The 18,671-nt window shown below is 45.5% G+C and carries 18 protein-coding genes and 1 riboswitch; of the genes, 10 read left to right on the forward strand and 8 right to left on the reverse strand.

Annotation, left to right across the window (positions count from 1 at the left end):
• Positions 1–70: 70 nt before the first annotated feature.
• Both DYE48_RS07290 and DYE48_RS07295 read right to left on the reverse strand, forming a co-directional pair.
• Positions 71–1,075, reverse strand: a complete 1,005-nt coding sequence (locus DYE48_RS07290) for a sensor histidine kinase (protein WP_115823053.1) — start codon at positions 1,073–1,075, stop codon at positions 71–73.
• Entirely contained in the window at positions 1,072–1,755 is a 684-nt protein-coding gene (locus DYE48_RS07295; protein ID WP_115823054.1) for a response regulator transcription factor, read from the reverse strand. Before DYE48_RS07295 ends, DYE48_RS07290 begins: the two co-directional genes overlap by 4 nt.
• Before the next feature lie 190 nt (positions 1,756–1,945).
• Here DYE48_RS07295 and DYE48_RS07300 point away from each other — a divergent pair, with 190 nt between their 5' ends.
• Entirely contained in the window at positions 1,946–3,013 is a 1,068-nt protein-coding gene (locus tag DYE48_RS07300; RefSeq protein WP_374189694.1) for a branched-chain amino acid aminotransferase, read from the forward strand.
• A 36-nt stretch (positions 3,014–3,049) separates the two neighbouring features.
• Here the strand turns inward: DYE48_RS07300 and DYE48_RS07305 are convergent, their stop codons facing one another.
• Positions 3,050–3,235, reverse strand: coding sequence for a hypothetical protein (locus tag DYE48_RS07305; RefSeq protein ID WP_115823055.1), 186 nt, complete (start codon positions 3,233–3,235; stop codon positions 3,050–3,052).
• Between the two features lie 165 nt (positions 3,236–3,400).
• Here DYE48_RS07305 and DYE48_RS07310 point away from each other — a divergent pair, with 165 nt between their 5' ends.
• Together DYE48_RS07310 and clpP are read left to right on the forward strand one after the other, a co-directional pair.
• Entirely contained in the window at positions 3,401–4,057 is a 657-nt protein-coding gene (locus DYE48_RS07310) for a sigma factor-like helix-turn-helix DNA-binding protein (RefSeq protein ID WP_115823056.1), read from the forward strand.
• A gap of 15 nt (positions 4,058–4,072) precedes the next feature.
• Positions 4,073–4,654, forward strand: a complete 582-nt coding sequence (gene clpP / locus DYE48_RS07315; protein WP_115823057.1) for an ATP-dependent Clp endopeptidase proteolytic subunit ClpP — start codon at positions 4,073–4,075, stop codon at positions 4,652–4,654.
• Positions 4,655–4,683: 29 nt separating this feature from the next.
• Here clpP and dapA read toward each other — a convergent pair whose 3' ends face one another.
• On the reverse strand, positions 4,684–5,580 hold the full coding sequence (gene dapA / locus DYE48_RS07320; protein ID WP_115823058.1) for a 4-hydroxy-tetrahydrodipicolinate synthase: 897 nt from the start codon (positions 5,578–5,580) through the stop codon (positions 4,684–4,686).
• A 120-nt stretch (positions 5,581–5,700) separates the two neighbouring features.
• Positions 5,701–5,879, reverse strand: a riboswitch (Lysine riboswitch).
• A 657-nt stretch (positions 5,880–6,536) separates the two neighbouring features.
• On the opposite strand from dapA, the gene DYE48_RS21290 reads away from it, so the two are divergent.
• The 3 genes from DYE48_RS21290 to DYE48_RS07340 all read left to right on the forward strand — a co-directional run bounded on the left by DYE48_RS21290 (position 6,537) and on the right by DYE48_RS07340 (position 10,151).
• Positions 6,537–6,959, forward strand: coding sequence for a hypothetical protein (locus DYE48_RS21290; protein ID WP_115823060.1), 423 nt, complete (start codon positions 6,537–6,539; stop codon positions 6,957–6,959).
• Positions 6,960–7,114: 155 nt separating this feature from the next.
• Complete coding sequence (locus DYE48_RS07335; protein ID WP_115823061.1) at positions 7,115–8,374, forward strand: MFS transporter; 1,260 nt, start codon at positions 7,115–7,117, stop codon at positions 8,372–8,374.
• Positions 8,375–8,471: 97 nt separating this feature from the next.
• Positions 8,472–10,151 carry a methyl-accepting chemotaxis protein gene (locus tag DYE48_RS07340; protein ID WP_115823062.1) on the forward strand — a complete coding sequence of 560 codons (1,680 nt, stop codon included), beginning with the start codon at positions 8,472–8,474 and terminating at the stop codon, positions 10,149–10,151.
• A gap of 176 nt (positions 10,152–10,327) precedes the next feature.
• On the opposite strand, the gene DYE48_RS07345 is transcribed toward DYE48_RS07340, so the two are convergent.
• The 3 genes from DYE48_RS07345 to desA all read right to left on the reverse strand — a co-directional run bounded on the left by DYE48_RS07345 (position 10,328) and on the right by desA (position 13,186).
• Complete coding sequence (locus DYE48_RS07345; RefSeq protein WP_115823063.1) at positions 10,328–10,936, reverse strand: response regulator transcription factor; 609 nt, start codon at positions 10,934–10,936, stop codon at positions 10,328–10,330.
• Between the two features lie 2 nt (positions 10,937–10,938).
• Positions 10,939–12,069: a sensor histidine kinase gene (locus tag DYE48_RS07350; RefSeq protein ID WP_115823064.1), complete on the reverse strand. Its 1,131-nt coding sequence runs from the start codon at positions 12,067–12,069 to the stop codon at positions 10,939–10,941.
• A gap of 67 nt (positions 12,070–12,136) precedes the next feature.
• Positions 12,137–13,186 (reverse strand): Delta(5) desaturase DesA, encoded by a 1,050-nt coding sequence (gene desA / locus DYE48_RS07355; RefSeq protein WP_115823065.1) that lies wholly within the window; start codon positions 13,184–13,186, stop codon positions 12,137–12,139.
• Between the two features lie 266 nt (positions 13,187–13,452).
• Here desA and DYE48_RS07360 point away from each other — a divergent pair, with 266 nt between their 5' ends.
• The gene (locus DYE48_RS07360; protein WP_115823066.1) at positions 13,453–13,887 is read left to right on the forward strand and encodes a universal stress protein; all 435 of its coding nucleotides are present in this window, start codon (positions 13,453–13,455) and stop codon (positions 13,885–13,887) included.
• A gap of 121 nt (positions 13,888–14,008) precedes the next feature.
• Here DYE48_RS07360 and DYE48_RS21590 read toward each other — a convergent pair whose 3' ends face one another.
• Complete coding sequence (locus DYE48_RS21590) at positions 14,009–14,191, reverse strand: bacteriorhodopsin (RefSeq protein ID WP_115823067.1); 183 nt, start codon at positions 14,189–14,191, stop codon at positions 14,009–14,011.
• 367 nt (positions 14,192–14,558) lie between these two features.
• Between DYE48_RS21590 and DYE48_RS07370 the strand changes: the two genes are divergently transcribed.
• The 3 genes from DYE48_RS07370 (at position 14,559) to DYE48_RS07380 (ending at position 18,646) form a co-directional block, all read left to right on the forward strand.
• On the forward strand, positions 14,559–15,476 hold the full coding sequence (locus tag DYE48_RS07370; RefSeq protein ID WP_089650789.1) for a proline dehydrogenase family protein: 918 nt from the start codon (positions 14,559–14,561) through the stop codon (positions 15,474–15,476).
• A gap of 32 nt (positions 15,477–15,508) precedes the next feature.
• Entirely contained in the window at positions 15,509–17,056 is a 1,548-nt protein-coding gene (gene pruA, locus DYE48_RS07375; RefSeq protein ID WP_115823068.1) for an L-glutamate gamma-semialdehyde dehydrogenase, read from the forward strand.
• A gap of 285 nt (positions 17,057–17,341) precedes the next feature.
• Positions 17,342–18,646, forward strand: a complete 1,305-nt coding sequence (locus DYE48_RS07380; protein WP_115823069.1) for a PucR family transcriptional regulator — start codon at positions 17,342–17,344, stop codon at positions 18,644–18,646.
• Positions 18,647–18,671 lie beyond the last annotated feature (25 nt).

Genomic DNA, 18,671 nt, shown 5'->3' on the forward strand with positions numbered 1-18,671 from the left:
TTGTAGAACCACTGGAAATCTTTTTCCTTCGATTCATCTAACAAAATGACGGAAGCATGTGACAGTTTCGTCACATGCTCCCAAGCTTCGTAAATTCATTCGGTTTTGGGAAGCTGAGGGTGAAGGTTGTGCCTTTTCCGAGTTCGGATTCCACATCGATGTCAATCTTCAACGCTTTTCGGATCCGGTCAGTCAAGTAAAGGCCCATGCCGGTAGCGGCTTGATCCTGATGTTCCGTCGTTGAAGTGAACCCTTTTTCAAAAATTCGTGGGAGGTCCCTCGGGTCGATGCCGCGTCCCTCATCCTGGATTGTAAGCTTTACGCGGCCGGCTTCTTCCGTACTTGCGATCGTAATTTCCGACTTCTCACTGTATTTAATCGCATTCGTCATCAGCTGTCTGCATATGAATGCGAACCATTTCGCATCTGTCAGTACGGTTTCAGCTTGTAGATCAATATCAAAGCCGATCCCTTTTTGCATGCACCATGACCGTAGCGATTTGATCTCAATGAATAACAGTGGCTCAAGCTCCACTTGTTCTATATAAAGGTCGTTTTCGATAAAAGGAATCCGCTTCTGATGCAGCTGCTGATCAAGAAGCAGGTGGATACGCATCCACTCGAAGGTCAGCTGTGACTTCAGCTTAAAGTCATCGATACGGTCGATGATCAACCGCATTGCAGTCATGGGTGTTTTCACTTCATGAATCCATGATAACAGCTCGTCTTTTTCCTGTTCGAGAAGACTCTGGTTACGGGAAGCTTCCTGCATCAACCGTTCCATCTGATCACGCACATTTGTCTCAATTACCGCTTCAAAAGGACTGTCCGCTTCAGGGAATGTCGTCAAGTCGAGGTCGTTGTCCCGCTCTTCCAGTTCCGTATAGAAGCGGGTTTCTTTGCGGTAGCGAATGAAAAGGAAAAGGATGACGAGAAGTCCTGATAACAATATGTAGTAGAGCATGGAAGAAAGCGGTACGGTCTGATCAACGAACGCAATAAACAAAGCGAGCAGTTGGAGGATCACGATCAGCAGAATCCAACTGATTCGTTCAGCCAGGAATTTCCGAATCATGACTCGTCCCTCGCGACATACCCTTGACCGACCTTCGTTTCAATGGCATCACCAAGCCCGAGTTCTGCAAGCTTTTTGCGCAGTCGATTGACGTTGACCGTGAGGGTGTTGTCACTGACGAATCGTTCGTCTTCCCATAAACAATGGATAATTTCCTCACGGCTGACGATTTTGCTTTTTTTCTCGATCAGCTGTTTTAAGATGAGCATTTCATTTTTTGTAAGGTCGACGGTGTTATCGTCATTCGAGACCCGGTTTCGTTCATAGTCGATGGTTGCACCGAGCCACGTTTTCAATTCATTTTGATCGGTATTGTAGTTATAAACTCGACGAAGGATCGCCTGGATTTTCGCGATCAGCACATCAAAGTGGAACGGTTTTTGTACGAAATCGTCCGCACCAAGGTTCATTGACATCACCATGTCTGTCGGGTGGTCTCTCGATGACAGGAAGATGATCGGGACATTGGAATGTTCACGGATCATCCGGCACCAGTGGAAGCCGTCAAACTTCGGAAGCTGAATGTCGATGATGACAAGATGGGGATCGACATCCGTGAATACTTCCATCACCCGGCTGAAGTCACTGATGCCGTGGACTTTATACGACCACTGCGAAAGACGTTCTTCCATCTCCTGAAAAAGGGTACGGTCATCTTCAATTAACAGCAATTTGAACAAAGGGGACACCACCTTTCCGTATTTTACCTTTTATCAGTATAGCAAAAGTGCAGGTATTTACGCATTTTATTACGAAAAAGCGGTAGTGTAGTAAAAATATTTTGACCATTCCGTCAAATCCTCTTTAAAAAATAAGAGGATGGGCGTACAATGGATACTAATATTCAAAGACCACCATAGAAAAGGAGTCATGAAAATGTCATTGAACATCGTCGAAGCAACCCATAAAAAAGCCAAACCAGAGAGTGAAAAGATTCCTTTTGGACGCACCTTCACGGATCACATGTTTGTGATGGACTATGAAGAGAATAAAGGATGGCATGAACCGCGGATCGTCCCTTATGAACCGCTCACGCTTGATCCTGCCGCAATGATTTTCCATTATGGACAGACCGTTTTTGAAGGATTGAAAGCATACCGAACCGATGATAACCGCGTTCTTCTTTTCCGTCCTGAAAAGAACTTCGAGCGACTGAACTTATCGAGTGACCGTTTGAGCATTCCGCCGGTCGATGAACAAGAAGTACTCGGTTATTTGAAAGAATTGGTCCAGCTTGAAAAAGATTGGGTCCCTGCATTTGAAGGAACGTCCCTTTACATACGACCATTTATTATTGCGACAGAACCGAACCTTGCGGTGGCTCCGTCCAAATCGTATAAACTGATGATCATCTTATCACCGGTCGGCCCGTATTTCTCAGGTGGCATCAAGCCGGTAACGATCAACGTGGAAGACAAATTCACACGTGCCGTCAAAGGCGGAACAGGCATGGCGAAAACTGCCGGCAATTACTCATCCGGCTACCAGGCACAAGCGAAAGCTGCAGAAGAAGGGAACAACGACGTCCTATGGCTTGATGGGGTGGAAAAACGCTACATTGAGGAAGTCGGCAGTATGAACATCTTTTTCAAAATCGATGGGGAAATCGTGACTCCAGCGTTGAGTGGAAGCATTCTCCAAGGGATCACGCGTACGTCAATTCTAGAGCTTCTGCGTAAATGGGAGGTTCCTGTAAACGAGCGCCGAATTTCTATTGATGAACTGTACCAGGCTTATGAAGACGGCAAGCTCGAGGAAGCCTTCGGCACAGGCACCGCGGCCGTCATTTCTCCGGTTGGTGAATTAAACTGGCTTGGCAAAAAGATGGTCATCAACGACCACGAAATCGGCGCCTTGTCGCAAGAGCTTTATGATACAATCACAGGGATTCAGCGGGGGAGAAAAGAAGATCGCTATGGTTGGACAGTGGAAGTATAAAGGTGAAGCCTCAGGTTTGGTGCCTGAGGCTTTTTTTTAATGCTCGTTTGTTTTTTTGTTCAAGTGTTTCACCAGGAACATCAGGACAAAGTAAAGAAAGAAAACGATGGCAAGACTCACAAACCAATCGAATGTCGCATGGAGAAAAGGACTAATGATGATGACGACGAGAAGAAAAACAAACCGGGCGATGTCTTTCTTCTGGTTCCTCCGAGTGGACATCGCACCCCTCCTTTTTCTATCCTCTAACCGAATATTGCTAACCTTAACCTTTTTTAAACCAAAGGGGTTTAGACGACCACAATAGAATAAAAATAATAGAAACACCCGTATCTTTTTCATGGATTTTTCCGTTATAGCTGTGAGAGGTCGAAAGGAGTGTGAAAGGTGGAACTGAATACAAGTAATCCCGTTGGGAAGCTTGGTCTTGAGGAGATCGAGAAGGACTATGATAAGCTTTTACGCTATTGTTTTTTCTTAACGCGCGATGGATGGGACGGAAAAGACCTTGCCCAGGAGTCGGTTGCAAGGGCGTGTGAGCACTATGATGCAGGGGAAATCAGACCAGCTCTTCTTAAAAAAATCGCCTACCATGTTTGGGTGGATCAAAAACGCATGGAGAAAAAGGAACCCTTGATGGAGAGGCCGGTTGATGACTTTGTAAAAAAAGAAGAGACTGTCGATGAAACCTTGGTTCAGCTTCTGTTAGAGAAATTGACGGTGAAGCAGTTGCTTACATTTATTTTGAAAGAAGCCTTTCATTATAAAATTGCAGAGATTGCAGAACTGCTTCAAATGAAGGAAACAGCAGTTAAAGCGTTATTGAAGCGTTCGAGGGATAATCTGCACAGGTATCCCGAAGCGGAAAGGCTTCAAGTGATGCGTACCCGCTCAGAAGATGACCTTCTCTACCAAACATTGGTCAGAACGCTCACCATTCAGGATCCAACGGTACTGATAGAAAAAATCCCGATTCTCCTCAAACCTGCTTCCAGAAATCAGCGACCAGATTCACCTTTAAACGTCCTCTCTTTAGCAGCATAAAGGAGGGAAAATCTGATGAATACAATACCTTATGTCATTGAACAAACAAGCAGAGGGGAGAGGTCCTACGACATCTACTCCCGGCTTTTAAAAGACCGAATCGTGATGGTAAGTGAAGAAATTAATGATCACATGGCCAACAGCATTGTCGCCCAGCTTTTATATCTTGCAGCGGATGACCCGGGAAAGGATATTTCTTTGTATATCAACAGTCCAGGGGGTTCGACGACTGCTGGATTTTCGATTCTGGATACGATGCAGTATATCCAGCCTGATGTGCGCACGATTTGTACAGGAATGGCGGCGTCTTTTGGAGCTATGCTTTTATTGGCAGGTGCAAAAGGGAAGCGGTATGCGCTGCCGAATAGTGAAATTATGATTCACCAACCGCTCGGGGGAGCTCGCGGGCAGGCAGCTGATATTGAAATTTCAGCGAAACGAATCATCAAACTGAGGCAGCATATTAATGAAATCATCTCCGAGCGCACCGGGCAGCCTGTGGAAAAGGTGGCAGAAGATACCGACCGGGATTATTTTATGAGTGCAGAAGAGGCGAAGGAATACGGAATCGTCGATGAGATTGTTCACAAGAAATGAAAAAAACCGCCCATGCCGGGCGGTTTTTCTTACGAAACAGTAAAGGCTTCTTTCGGTTGTACTTTTTCAAGTTCACTGAGCACATGCTTTTCTTCCTCTTCTGAAAGTGGCAGAAGGGGAAGGCGGACACCACCGGCCTCCACACCTTTGGCATTCAGTGCCGCTTTCACAGGGGACGGACTTGGTGCCGAGAAGATGGCATGCATAACAGGTAAAAGCTTTTGGTGAAGGCGGGCGGCATAAGCAAAATCACCTTCGCGGAAACTTTGAATCATCTGCTGCATTTCATTTCCGATCACATGGGAGGAAACGGACACGATTCCTGTACCTCCAATCGAGACGAATGGAAGCGTATTGGAGTCCTCGCCACTGTAAACAGAAAAATCATCGGACGTTTCACGGATGATTTCCGTCGCCGCATCTAGATCGCCGCTTGCTTCCTTGATTGAAACGATATTTTTAATCTGGGATAAGCGAATGACGGTCGCCGGCTCCATGTTGATGACGCTTCTGCCTGGGATGTTGTAAAGCATCACGGGAAGCGATGTGGATTGGGCAATCGTAGAGAAGTGCTGGTAAAGACCTTCTTGGGTTGGTTTATTGTAATAAGGAGTCACGAGCATGACGGCGTCGACACCGATTTCCTCAGCTTTTTCAGTCAAACGGATGGACGCTCTCGTATTGTTGGATCCGGTACCTGCAATAACAGGAACTCTTCCGTCCACTACTTCAACAACGAATTTGAAGAGGCTCACTTTCTCTTCTGTCGACAATGTCGGTGATTCACCTGTTGTCCCTGCAATGACAAGGCCATCCGAACCGTTTTCGATCAAGTGGTTGACTAACGCTCGCGTTGCATCAAAATCAATGTTTTCTTCGCTGTCAAAAGGGGTCACCATCGCTGTTAATACTTGGCCGAAATTCATAACCTCACACCTTTGTTTAGAATTTTGAATACGTTCGAGGTTGTGAGGGCTACGGCAGTCAAAATAAAAACGGCAGCAACGAGGGCTTCGCTGCTGCCGTAGAAACTTTTAGCCGTTCCTGCGTAAGATAGCCCTCCATATAGTTTCCTATATGACAGTCCTGTACTTATTCAGCAGCAGAACCAGCATCAGGGAGATGAGATCCCTTTCGCTTCGGCAATTTCCCCTTTCCACTTTCATCTCAGGAGCTCATTCTCCTCCGATAAGTGTACTCATGTCATTGCACCTCTATCCTTACTTCAAAATCATTTGAAATAAGAAAATATTTAGTTAGTAAAAGATTATCAAAAAAGTACCAATCTTACAAGTGGAAAGACAAGGGAACCAACAATTCGACAAAACTTCTGAGATTCTTATCTTAAGCAATCTGGCAGGATTGTGTAAGCCTCGATTTCGAGATGTTTTGGGGTTCGTTGCTGAGTTGAGCGCCAGCCGTGTCTCCCAGGTCGATTCCGCATTTGAACACTTTCCTGTGGGGGAGCGCCGAGCTTTCTCGGAATTCGTCCTGCGGGATCTCGCCTATCTCCTTCTCCCACGGGAGTCTCGCAGCTTCCCAACCACCCCATTCCATGAGACTGAAAAACGAACCCCTTTGCCGAGGATGGGTGTCTTCCACTATCCATGCCAGAGTGTTACCAAGCGCTCTGTAGCAACTTCCAATGTGGGGAATCCATTTTTAATCTGGCAGAATTCTTGAAGACTTGATTTCGAGACTTTTGTGCGATTTCAGGCGCTCCGATTGCTTTCCATGAGGCGGGCGCTGAGCCTCCTCACTCTCAGGCGGAAGCATTAAGGGGTCTCAATTCTTAAATGAAGAGAAATGGTGGGGATAGGCACGATTTGGGGGTGGGGTTCTTAGTATATGGTGTATGAGTTTTTTAGAAGGGACGGATCGGATGAATCAATATCCAAGTTATTATAATAACGGGAATCAGGATCGGATCGTGTTCGGCGGTGGTGGGATGTTTAACCCGGGAGCTGGAGGAGGTTTTGGAGGATTATTCCCTCCAGGCACTTGGGGAGGCGGTACTGGCGGGCAGTGGCAGCAGCCGTTTCCGTGGGGAGGTCCAGGCGGTGGGAGTTGGCAACCGCAACCTTCCGTTCCAGGTCAGTGGGTAGGCCCTGGTGGTCTGCCGCCCGGGTACAATGGTGGTTTCCAACCCGGAGGTTCTTGGGGGGGACCATTTACACCACCAGGACAAAGCCAACACGATCTGTACCGGGCTTGTATCAACAATTGTGCCGCACAGTTTGGATCTAATGACCAAGCGTATTTCAATTGTATTAATCGTTGCCGCAGTCAATACATGGGGGGCTGACCATCCGAGAGGTTTGCAAAGGGCAAACCTCTTTTTACATAGGTGGGGAAATATCAGTCTCGAGACGGATGGAGAATCATTCTGTGGCATATCGTTGCTGGCATCGACCTTTTATACAATGGAATCAACCAATAATAAACGAAGGTGTGGTTCATATGGCAGTCAATGAAATAGCGTTGCAACAGTCAGAAACGGAACTGAGAGAGATTCCCTCCATATTCAAGAATCGAAACTTTTTGCTGCTTTGGGGAGCGGCACTTTTATCAAGTTTTGGCATTTCATTTTTTCTTTTTTCGCAAAGCTGGTATGTGGTCAATGTCTTAGGTTTAGAGGCCTCACTTGGCATTTTGTATATCGCTGTTAGTATTCCACGGGTGCTTTTTATGATTATCAGTGGAACGGTGGCGGATCGCTTTGATAAGGCGAAGATCATGTTCTTGTCTGATTTTATTCGTGGGCTGCTTCTCGTCGGCCTTGTCGTCTGGTTTATTTTCGGTGGAATTACGTTATGGACATTTGTGACTTTTGCCCTTTTCTTCGGTATTTTGGATGCTTTTTTCTGGGCAGCGGAAAGTGCCGTCATTCCTTCAATCATTCATAAAGACAATCTGACAAGAGGGAATTCGATTATCCAGATGACCAACCAGACTTCGTTCATCCTCGCTCCTATGCTTGCCGGGGTCATCATTGCCTTTGGAAACTATGAAATTGTGTTTGCAACAACAGCGGTCATGCTTATTGTGGCAAGTGCTTTGATTTTCTTCATGCGTGTACCCAGAGTGAAAGAAGGGTCGGAGGAACAGAAAAGGTTTTGGGATGATTTTAAGGAAGGACTGCTCTACGTAAAAAATTCCCGCGTCATTTCGCTTGTCGTTTTAACGACGATTTTTATGAACCTCTTTTTAGTCGGACCTTTAACGATGGGGCTTCCGTTATTTGTGAAGACCGTTCTGGAAGGGACCGCAATGGATTTCAGCTTTCTTGAAGCAGGTTTGGCTGTGGGGATGCTGCTTGGTTCGATTGTGGTTGGTGTGTTGAATGTGAAAAAGAACCGCGGGAAAATTGGCATCATCGCGCTCGTTATCTCAGGGATAGCGTTTACATGCCTTAGCTTCACGACAGAACTTTGGATGAGTATATTATGTCTTGGAATCTTTGGTTTCGCCTTATCGGGATCAAACATTCCATTCATTGCTGCCATTCAGAGTTTAATTGATGAGAAGATGCTAGGACGGGTGATGGGGCTCATTTCGCTCGCTTCCATGGGACTGATCCCTGTCAGCTACGCCTTAACATCAGGGGTCTTAGCCTTCGGCATTTCCATCCATCACATTATGGCAGTCGGTGCGATTTTAGTAACCTTGTATTCGGCTTTTATTTTCTTTAGGTTTAAAGAGTTGAGAGAGATTGAATGAGAAAAAAAGCCTAGGACTTATGAAGGGAAAGACTTTAGAGAACGCTTCTTATTTCCGATAAAAGAAGAAAGGAAAAATACGGAAGAGGAGCGTTTTCATGAAAAGTCTTAAAAAAAGGATTTTAGTATCTTTTTCAGTTGTTATAATGTTGACGGTTATTTTAAGCAGCTTCAATTTTTTTGCCACAAAATACACGAACGATCGTACAAAGGATATGGTGGACCATCAGCTTCCATTACTTATTGCTGATGAAAAACTAGCCTTGAATTTATCTCAGCGAATCGCGCTGACAAGAGCCTACGTACTTTTTGAAGATGAAAGTTATCGCGAACAGTTCAACGAATATACACGAGAAAGTGTGGAGGTTCAGGAAGAGCTTTTGAGCATGTCCAATTCAGAGGAAGCGGAAAAGCTCGTTGAACAAAGCATTCAATGGAGGAAGATGGTTCAGAATGAAGTATTCAACCGTTATGACACTGGTAACGAGGAACAAGCGATTCAGGCGCTGAGGGAAAAAGTGACCCCTCTTGGCCAGGAAGTCATGGAAGGGTTTGAAAACATGGCGTTGCAACGTGAACAAATGATGGAGGAAGAAGGGCAAAACATCCTGCAAGCCGGAAATACAATGATGATCATCGGCAGCATTATATCACTCGCTTCCATCATTATCGGGATTGCATTTGCGCTTGTTATTGCGAACCGTATAACGAATCCGATAAAAAAAGTAGTCAAGCGGATGATGCAGATTTCAGAGGGAGACATCAGTCAAGAACCGGTCCATGTGAAATCCAAAGACGAAATCGGGCAGCTGGCCGATGCGACGAACGACATGCAGCGTTCTCTGAATGAAGTGATCCAGTCTGTTTCTTTCACTTCGGATCGAGTAACCGGGCAAAGCGAAGCATTGACTCAATCAGCGTATGAAGTGAGAGAAGGCAGTGAACAAATCGCCTCGACGATGCAAGAGTTGTCCTCAGGGGCAGAGTCACAGGCGAATGGAGCCACTCATCTTTCTGATCAAATGCGCACGTTTGGTGAAAAAATTCAGGAAGCGAACGCGAGTGGCGAGTCGATATCAGAAACATCGAATGAAGTCCTTGCTATGACGGATAAAGGTCGTGAATTGATGCAGCGTGCGGTTGCACAAATGCACGCGATCGACAGTATCGTGAAGGAATCCACTGAGAAAGTAAAAGGATTGGATCATCAATCCAAAGAAATTTCCAAGCTTGTGCGAGTCATTGAAGACATTGCCGACCAGACGAACCTCTTATCTTTGAATGCCGCTATTGAAGCTGCGCGTGCCGGGGAACATGGAAAAGGGTTTGCCGTTGTAGCTGACGAAGTAAGGAAGCTTGCCGAACAAGTCACACACTCCGTCGGTGATATCACAGAAATCGTGGAAGGCATTCAAAAAGAAACCGGAAATGTTGTCAGCTCTCTTGAAACAGGGAACCATGAGGTAGATCAAGGTTCGAAGCAGATGAAAGAGACAGGCGCAACTTTTGATGGAATCAATGGTTCCGTTTCAGAGATGGTCGCCAAAATCCAGACCATCTCAGCGCACTTGAAAGAGATTGCTGAAAACAGCATGCAAATGAACCACTCTATTGAGGAAATTGCTTCGATTACAGAAGAATCGGCTGCAGGTGTTGAACAGGCCGCTGCCTCTGCCCAACAGTCGAACAGTTCCATGGAAGAAGTGTCCCAAACGGCTGAAGACTTATCGAACCTTGCAGAGCAATTAAACGAACAAGTCCGTCGCTTCAAACTGTAAATACAGAAACCTCGCTCATTAAAAGGGCGAGGTTTTTTCACGTTCCTATGGTTTTAAATGATCCTTCAGGAAGAGTTATGAATGTGTTGAGTGCGAATGGATTCTGGTGAACGACTAGCCCTGAAAAAAGCGTATGATTCCCTAGCGCGGCTTATCTTAGTGAGTAGGACGGGGGATTAACGGGATTTTTTGTACCATCCTTTTTCTTTGAATCTTGAAATCGCTTCAATGCGGTTGCTGACTTCTAATTTTTCTAATATGACAGACACGTAGTTGCGGACGGTCCCCGGAGTGATGAAGAGCTCCTGGGAGATTTCTTTTGTATTCTTTCCATCTGCCATCAGTTGGACCACCTCGCGCTCACGTTCTGTTAAAGGGTTTTGCTGGGTGAACGCCAGGTCGACGAGTTCTGGGTCAAAGATGCGCTGTCCGTTGGTGATTTTCCGAATGGCTGTGGCGAGTTCTTCACTCGGGCTGTCTTTCAACAAATAACCACTAACACCGGCGCGACGGGCGCGGTCGAAGTAGCCGGGGCGGGCGAACGTTGTCAAAATGATCACCTTGCAAGGCTCTTCATATAATTCTTCAGCGGCATCCAGTCCATCCTTCACAGGCATCTCAATATCCATGATGCACACATCCGGCTTTAATTTTTTCACAAGCTCACAAGCTTCTTCGCCGTTTTGAGCCTGACCTACGACTTCCATGCCGTCCTCTAAATCGAGAAGAGCTCCAAGTGCACCTAAAAGCATGCGCTGGTCTTCGGCAATGACGATACGGATCATGCTTATTCCTCCTTTTCTTTGTTTTTAATAACGTTCGGAACGTGAAATTGTAGTGTCGTACCATTTTTTGATTCGATTTCAAGTTTACCGTTCACAAATTCGAGGCGCTCACGCATGCCTTGTAGTCCGTGGCCGCGAAAGGGGTCCAGCGAGGCGGGGAGGCCTTTTCCATCATCTTCAATACCGATGAGAATTTCAGTCGGGGATTGTTCGATGGTCACACGGCAGGTCGTTGCTTCGCTGTGTTTCACAATATTCGTTGCTGCTTCTTTCAAGCACATGCTGAGTACATTTTCCACGAGCAGAGGAGTATTGGTTACCTGAGGGTCTCCTTCGAATTGAAAATTCATTTCTGCCGCTTCGATAATTTGTTGTACGCGGACGATTTCATCTTCGAGCTTCGTCCCTTTCATATTCGATACCATCTCCCTGACTTCCTTCAAAGCTGTCCGGGCTGTGTTTCGGATATCCTCCACTTCTTTATTGGCCTTCTCCGGATGGACCGTCATTAACTTGCGGGCGAGGTCACTTTTTAAACCGATCATCGAAAGCTTTTGTCCGAGCGTATCATGGAGATCACGCGCGATCCTTTCACGCTCTTCAATGACCATCAGTTGCGAAATTCGTTCATTCGCATCTTCCAATTCCCCTTCGAGTTTTTGTTGTTGGCTCCGATAGCGGACCGTAAACGGAAGGAGAATGACCCCGATCACCGTAATGATAATGAAAGGGAGGTTCGGAAAAAGAGAATCAATTTGGTAAATGAACGTTGTCGTAATCGCAATTAACGTCGACGTCAAATGGACGATATATAAAGATAAAAAGCCACCGAAATGTTTGATGTTTCCAATGAAATACGCAATAAAAAGGGCGAAATAAATGTATCCGAACAGGGCCGTCATGACGATACTGATGACCATCTCAACACTGACCCATAAATAGACGAACCGGCTGTTGGATATGAACGACAACCGGTAAGCGAGGAAGAAGATCAGCGTCATCAGAATGCCGAACAGCATTTCGTACATGGATGAAGAACGGAAAATGAAGAAAAAGGGCAACAGACAAAAAATGATCCAAACGTAAATGCTGAGCCCTGTATTTTTTGGAATGATTTGATACCAGTTCTGCATGCGGGTGCACCTCCTTTTTCTTAGCATAAAGGAAAAGCCCATTCGAGGGAATGGACTTTCAACTTCTTTATTCATCCTGGAAGCTTGGCTGCCTTTGATCGAGCATGGCTACGCGCTTTTCTTTTAGAAGTGGTTTCACTTCCTTGAAGGATACGAATGTTTTATTTTCTGTATCATACAGCCGGAATCGAATCGACTCAAAGCTTGTTGCGAGAGTAATCGTCGTCGCATGTTTCAAAGGAGGTGTCTTTTCGTGCGCTTCCTCTAATGCATAGTTCGGAACCCTCGGGCTTAAATGGTGCACGTGGTGGAAGCCGATATTGCCGGATACCCACTGAAGCACTTTAGGAAGCTTGTAATAGGAGCTGCCATCGACGGCTGCTTTTACAAAATCCCATTCTGACTCGTCTTCGAAGTAAGAATCTTCAAATTGGTGCTGTACATAAAACAACCAGATGCCTAAGACGCCTGAAACATACAGGACCGGGATTTGAATGATTAAGAAAGCTTCCCAGCCAATTGCCCAGATAATCAAGCTGTAAAGGGCGACTACAGCAATGTTTGTCACATACGTATTGATGCGCTCTTTCTTTTTGGCGCCTTTTCGGTTGAAACGGTTGGAGACAAGGAACAAGTAAAGCGGTCCAAGGCCAAACATGACGATCGGGTTACGATAGAGGCGGTAGGCGAGTCTTTCTTTCCAAGATGCTTTTACATACTCGTCCACGGTCATGACCCAAATGTCGCCCGTGCCGCGTTTATCTAAGTTTCCGCTTGTTGCATGGTGAATGGAATGGCTTCGTTTCCATTTATCAAAAGGAAACAACGTTAGAATGCCTGTAATCGTTCCTATGATGCGGTTGGCCTTTTGGCTTTTCAAGAACGACTGGTGCGTACAATCATGGAAGATGATGAAAAGGCGGATGACGAATCCACCAGCAATCATAGCGGCAGGAACAGCAAGCCATACAGAGACGGACAAGCTTGCATAGGCCAATATCCACAATAAAACAAACGGGATGATTGTATTGATCAACTGGCGGATGCCTGCTTTTGTATCAGGTTTCGCAAAGGCTGAAACGCTTTTTTTCAGCTCTCGTTGTTTATCCTTGTTCATAATAACGACTCCTTCATATTTCTTCATGTTACTTATGATAGGAAAAAAACCTCCATTTTATAAGACATAAACGTCAGGACATTTATATGACACTTGTCATGGGTGTTTGTCTATTCTTAGGAGATGAACATGGAAATGAAGTGTTGATGATAAAGGAATGAGTTATTCGCTCTCTTAGTGTAGAAAAGAGATCATCATTAAGATAACGCTTACAATGTGATATAATGGAAGTATAAATTGATACTCTATTATTGGAGGGTTCCCCTATGACCAAACGAATTCTTGTTGCGTACGATGGGAGTGACTTGAGTAGAGAAGCGGTATGGGAAGCAAGGAATCAGGCGTGTGAAACTCCCAATAGGGAAATTCATATCGTATCCGTCGTTAAACCCACAGGTCCAGCAACAAATGCTGCGGTCTCCCATAGTATCGGGGATGAAATGGCAGAGAAGTTTGCCGGAGAAATGGATGGGTTGAAAGAGCAGTTGTCTTCATCTGACGTGGGTGTGATCACAGAGGTCATCATTAGTGATGTACAAGAAAACCCTGGGATTAGTATTTGTAAATATGCGGAGGAGAAAGCGGTGGACTTGATTATTGTTGGTAACCGTGGACTTGGGAAAGTGAAAAAGATGTTATTGGGAAGTGTGAGCAATAACGTCGTCCAGCATGCCTCCTGCCCTGTATTAGTCATGAAATAAAGGAAAAGAAAGCCTGAAGCAACTCCCTTCAGGCTTTCTTTTTTTATGGTTATAGAATTTAGATTTTGCATAATCTGGGCGACCAGGTCATACATATATTTCCATTTATGCAGTGTAAGGATCATCCATCAACGCTAGGTAGATTCAGACGCCTAAGTCTACCCAAGTCGAGAAGGCTGAATCCGATCTTGGATAGGATCGGGAGGAAGATGAATGCTGTGGTTTCTGTGGCTTGCTGCGTCCACCCGACTCCTGAAGGACCTATGATCCAGGCGGTCGGGTAACAGACCCAAAAAGCAGTCAAGTAAGCAGCGGTTCGCTTACAATATAACCACTCATCGTGTCACCTCAATCCTAATCGCCTCTCATTCTAGTCAAAAGAATGGAGGACTAGACATTTACAAATTCTGGCGTACCAGGTCTTACATAAATTTCCACTAAACATAATAAAAGACAGTTTGTTCCCGCTGCAGTCTTTTGATAAACGGGGGTTGGCCGCTTTTGTGTTTAAACTATAAAACTGGGGCCTTATCTTTGTGTTTGCTACACGTTGCCGAATGTAAGCGCTATTCGTTACAATTTTCTTAACAGTTCAAACATTATTACTTCCATTCCACCTAACGAGCCCACTTGGTGAATCAATAGGAGAATGATGAAAGGGTGTGGTGATCTTGGAAGCCATCAGTAAGAACTTTTTCTTATACCTTTCCAACAATAAGTTGTTAGATCGCTTTGCTAAGCGCTTTGGCAGTAAATTTGGGGCTGACAAGATAGTAGGGGGAGAGACGTTCTCCCAGGCAATTCCATTAATACAGCAATTGAACCATGAGGGTTTGGTCGTTACGGTTGACCATTTAGGAGAGTTTGTAGACTGTGAGGAAGAATCCAGAGACCGCGCAGGTGAATGCATCCGTTGTATTCAACAGATTGCGAGTAACCAGCTGCAGTCGGAAGTATCTCTTAAACTGACATCGCTTGGACTGGACATCAGTCGCGAGTTGGTTATGGAAAACATGGAACTTATTTTGAAAGAAGCCCAAAAGCATGACATTACGGTCACCATTGATATGGAAGACTCGTCACGGTGCGGGGCTACCTTAGATATTTATCAGGCGTTGAAAGAGGACTACCCGAACTTGGGCACAGTCGTTCAATCTTACCTTTATCGCTCCGATGAGGACCTTGATCGTCTGAATGATTGTCAACCTTACTTGCGCCTTGTAAAAGGGGCTTATAAGGAATCGGGGAAAGTCGCTTTTCCTGAGAAGCATCTTGTCGACGATAATTTGAAGCATCTGATTAAGAAAAACTTGTTGAACGGCAACTATACAGCCATTGCAAGTCACGATGATGCGATCGTCGATTACACGAAAAAGCTTGTGGAAGAACACAACATTCCGAAAGACCGCTTTGAATTCCAGATGCTTTACGGCATGAGGAATCAAATGCAGAAAGATCTTCTTGAAGAAGGGTACAAAGTGAGAGTGTACCTTCCTTATGGAGAAGATTGGTACGGGTACTTCATGAGAAGGCTCGCCGAAAGACCAGCGAACATCGCCTTTGCATTAAAAGGTGTTTTCAGTAAATAAAACTTCTACACATTAGAAAGGGGAATATTATCATGGTCCAGCCTTATAAACACGAACCATTCACAGACTTTACAATTGAAGAAAACAAAAAAGCTTTCGAGGAAGCGCTGAAGCAAGTGAAAGAAGAATTAGGGCAGCATCATGATCTTCTCATCGATGGCGACCGCATTCGCACAGACAATACGATTACTTCTACAAACCCTGCGGACACGAAGCAGGTCGTAGGTACCGTATCAAAAGCGAACGAAGATTTAGCTGAAAAAGCTGTCCAGTCAGCAGCGACTGCTTTTGAAGACTGGAGAAAATGGGATCCACGTGCTCGCGCTGAGCTGTTGTTCCGTGCGGCCCACATCATCCGTCGTCGTAAGCATGAATTTTCCGCTTATCTCGTGTATGAAGTAGGGAAGCCATGGAAAGAGGCGGATGCTGATACAGCAGAAGCGATTGACTTCCTTGAGTACTACGGCCGTCAGATGATCGAATTGAAAGAAGGAAAACCGGTAGAAAGCCGTCCTGGAGAGCAAAACCGCTATATTTATACATCCACAGGCGTTGCCGTTGTCATCCCGCCTTGGAACCTTGCGTTTGCCATCATGGCAGGTACAACGGTCGCTCCTCTCGTCACAGGAAGCACCGTCGTCATGAAGCCGGCAAGTAACAGCCCGGTCATTGCAGCGAAATTCGTAGAAGTACTGGAAGAAGCAGGTCTACCGAAAGGCGTCTTGAACTTCGTACCAGGAAGTGGTGGCGAAGTCGGTGACTATCTTGTCGACCACCCGAAAACGGCCCTGATTTCCTTTACTGGTTCCCGTGATGTCGGCACACGCATCATCAAGCGTGCTTCAGAAATTCAAGAAGGTCAGAATCACTTGAAACAAGTCATCGCTGAAATGGGCGGTAAAGACACCGTCGTCGTCGATAAAGAAGCGAATATTGAAACAGCGGTCGATGCCATCATCGTCTCCGCCTTCGGGTTCTCTGGTCAAAAATGTTCTTCCGGTTCCCGCGCCGTCGTTCACGAAGATGTGTATGACGAAGTGTTGGAAAAAGTAAAAGAACGCGCCGAGCAGCTGACTGTCGGAAATGCATCTGAAGAGAACGTCTACATGGGACCGGTCGTTGACCAGGGCGCTTATGATAAGATTATGAGCTACATGGAGATCGGAAAAGAAGAAGGACGCCTTGTCACTGGTGGTAAAGGTGACGATTCGAAAGGTTACTTCATCGAGCCGACGGTCTTTGCAGATCTTGCTCCAGACTCCCGTATGCAGCAGGAAGAAATCTTCGGACCGGTGGTCTGCTTCACAAAAGCGAGAAACTTTGATGAAGCGATTGATATTGCCAACAACACAGAATACGGCCTGACAGGTGCTGTCATTTCTGATAATCGTGAGCACCTGGAAAAAGCGAAATATGATTTCCACGTCGGAAACTTGTACTTCAACCGTAACTGTACAGGAGCCATCGTCGGTTATCAGCCATTCGGCGGCTTCAAGATGAGTGGTACCGACTCCAAAGCCGGCGGACCTGACTACCTTGCTCTTCACATGCAAGCGAAGACGATCTCTGAAATGTTTTAAAAAAGCCTAAGGCTCTCCCAAACTTGGGGGAGCTTTTTTCATACTACATAGGTGCTTCTTATCCTGTGCTCGGTTCCGTTACGGATAGGTGGTGAAAAGGGGATGGGCAGTGCGATTGCCGTCCACGCAAAAAACCTGATTCACCCATAATGTATTGGATGCTTGTGGTTCAGATTATAGCAAGGGATACCTGTTAGGGAACCATTGTTTCACGATAAATAAAGCCTTGGTTATATATTTCTTTTTCTTTCCATCCACAACCGATATAATGGAGGGTAACGATACATGACATTCAACCTACTCGGAAAGGTCAGGATTCCTATGGAAGTCAAAGAGTTGATCCTTCAGGCAGAAGATATTCATAAAGCGACAGAGCTGATCAGTTCAAAGTTGAAGAAGCCTGTCATTATTGAAAATAAGAATTTCGAATTGATTGCTTATAGTTCAACGTTTGATGATTTCGATCAGACACAGCAGAAAACGATCCTTTCGAAAAAGTGTCCGATCTTCATTATTGATCGTTTAAAGAAGGAAGGCATTGTCACTCGTCTGGAAAAACAATCGGACCCTATCCGCGTCCATCCCATGGAGGATCTTGGATTTCAACAGCGGGTCGTCATTGCAGCCAAACACCTTGGACATACGCTGGGTTACGTGTGGGTTCAGGAATCGGAGCAATCTTTGAACGAAGAGGAAATGGAATTTTTAGAGGAAATCACCGGACATCTCGGGAAGTTGATCTATGATCAGTTCATGAAAGAGAACGCCAAAGAAGGGCGGAAAGAGGAGCTTCTCTGGCAGCTGCTTCATCATGAATATGCCAGCGAAAGCCAGTTTCGTCATGATGCCTCTCTCGCTCAACTTAAGATCCCGGATCGATTTTCAATTGTCGTTTTTTCAGTCACTGCTCCTCAATACAAATCGATGCTGGATGATTTGGAAAACACCGTAAACCGCTTCCGGACGAACCGTCATTTGTATTACTTGAAGACCGAATTTCAGTTGATTCTGTTCATTGAAGGAAGAGAATCCGACCGCTTTTCATCTAGGAATATTGCCCGTGACCTTATTGATGTCGTCAAAGTGGAAACAGGGGAGGAAGATTTTTATCATTTCCTCATTGGTGTCGGGAAGGAATACACGAAGATTTATTACATGCGAAAAAGCTTCCTCGAAGCGTTGGAAGTCATCGAAACGGCGAACTTCATCGGCCCGCGTCCCGAAACGATGCCACGTGAGTTCCCAAAACTTGGCCTGTACCGATACTTAGCGGCGTTGTACGAAAAAAACAGTTCGGAGGATTACTACAGTGAAGATTTGCTGACGTTGATCAAAAATGACACGACGAAGCAGACGGATCTCCTCTTCACATTGGAAGCTTATCTTGCTAACAACGGAAAAGGAAAGCAGACGGCGAGTGAACTGTTCATCCACCCCAATACGCTGAATTACAGGATCAAGCAAATCCAGGAGCTGACGAACATCGATTTCTCTGATTTCAATATGAAAGCTTATTTATATACCGAGTTGTTGTTACTGAATAATGTAGATAGCTATTATGAACGATACAAAGCAGCGTTGCAAAAATAAAAGGAGGGGGCATCCATCATGTCCC

It is taken from the genome of Halobacillus trueperi, from assembly GCF_003386945.1.
GTDB classification, from domain to species: domain Bacteria; phylum Bacillota; class Bacilli; order Bacillales; family Halobacillaceae; genus Halobacillus; species Halobacillus aidingensis.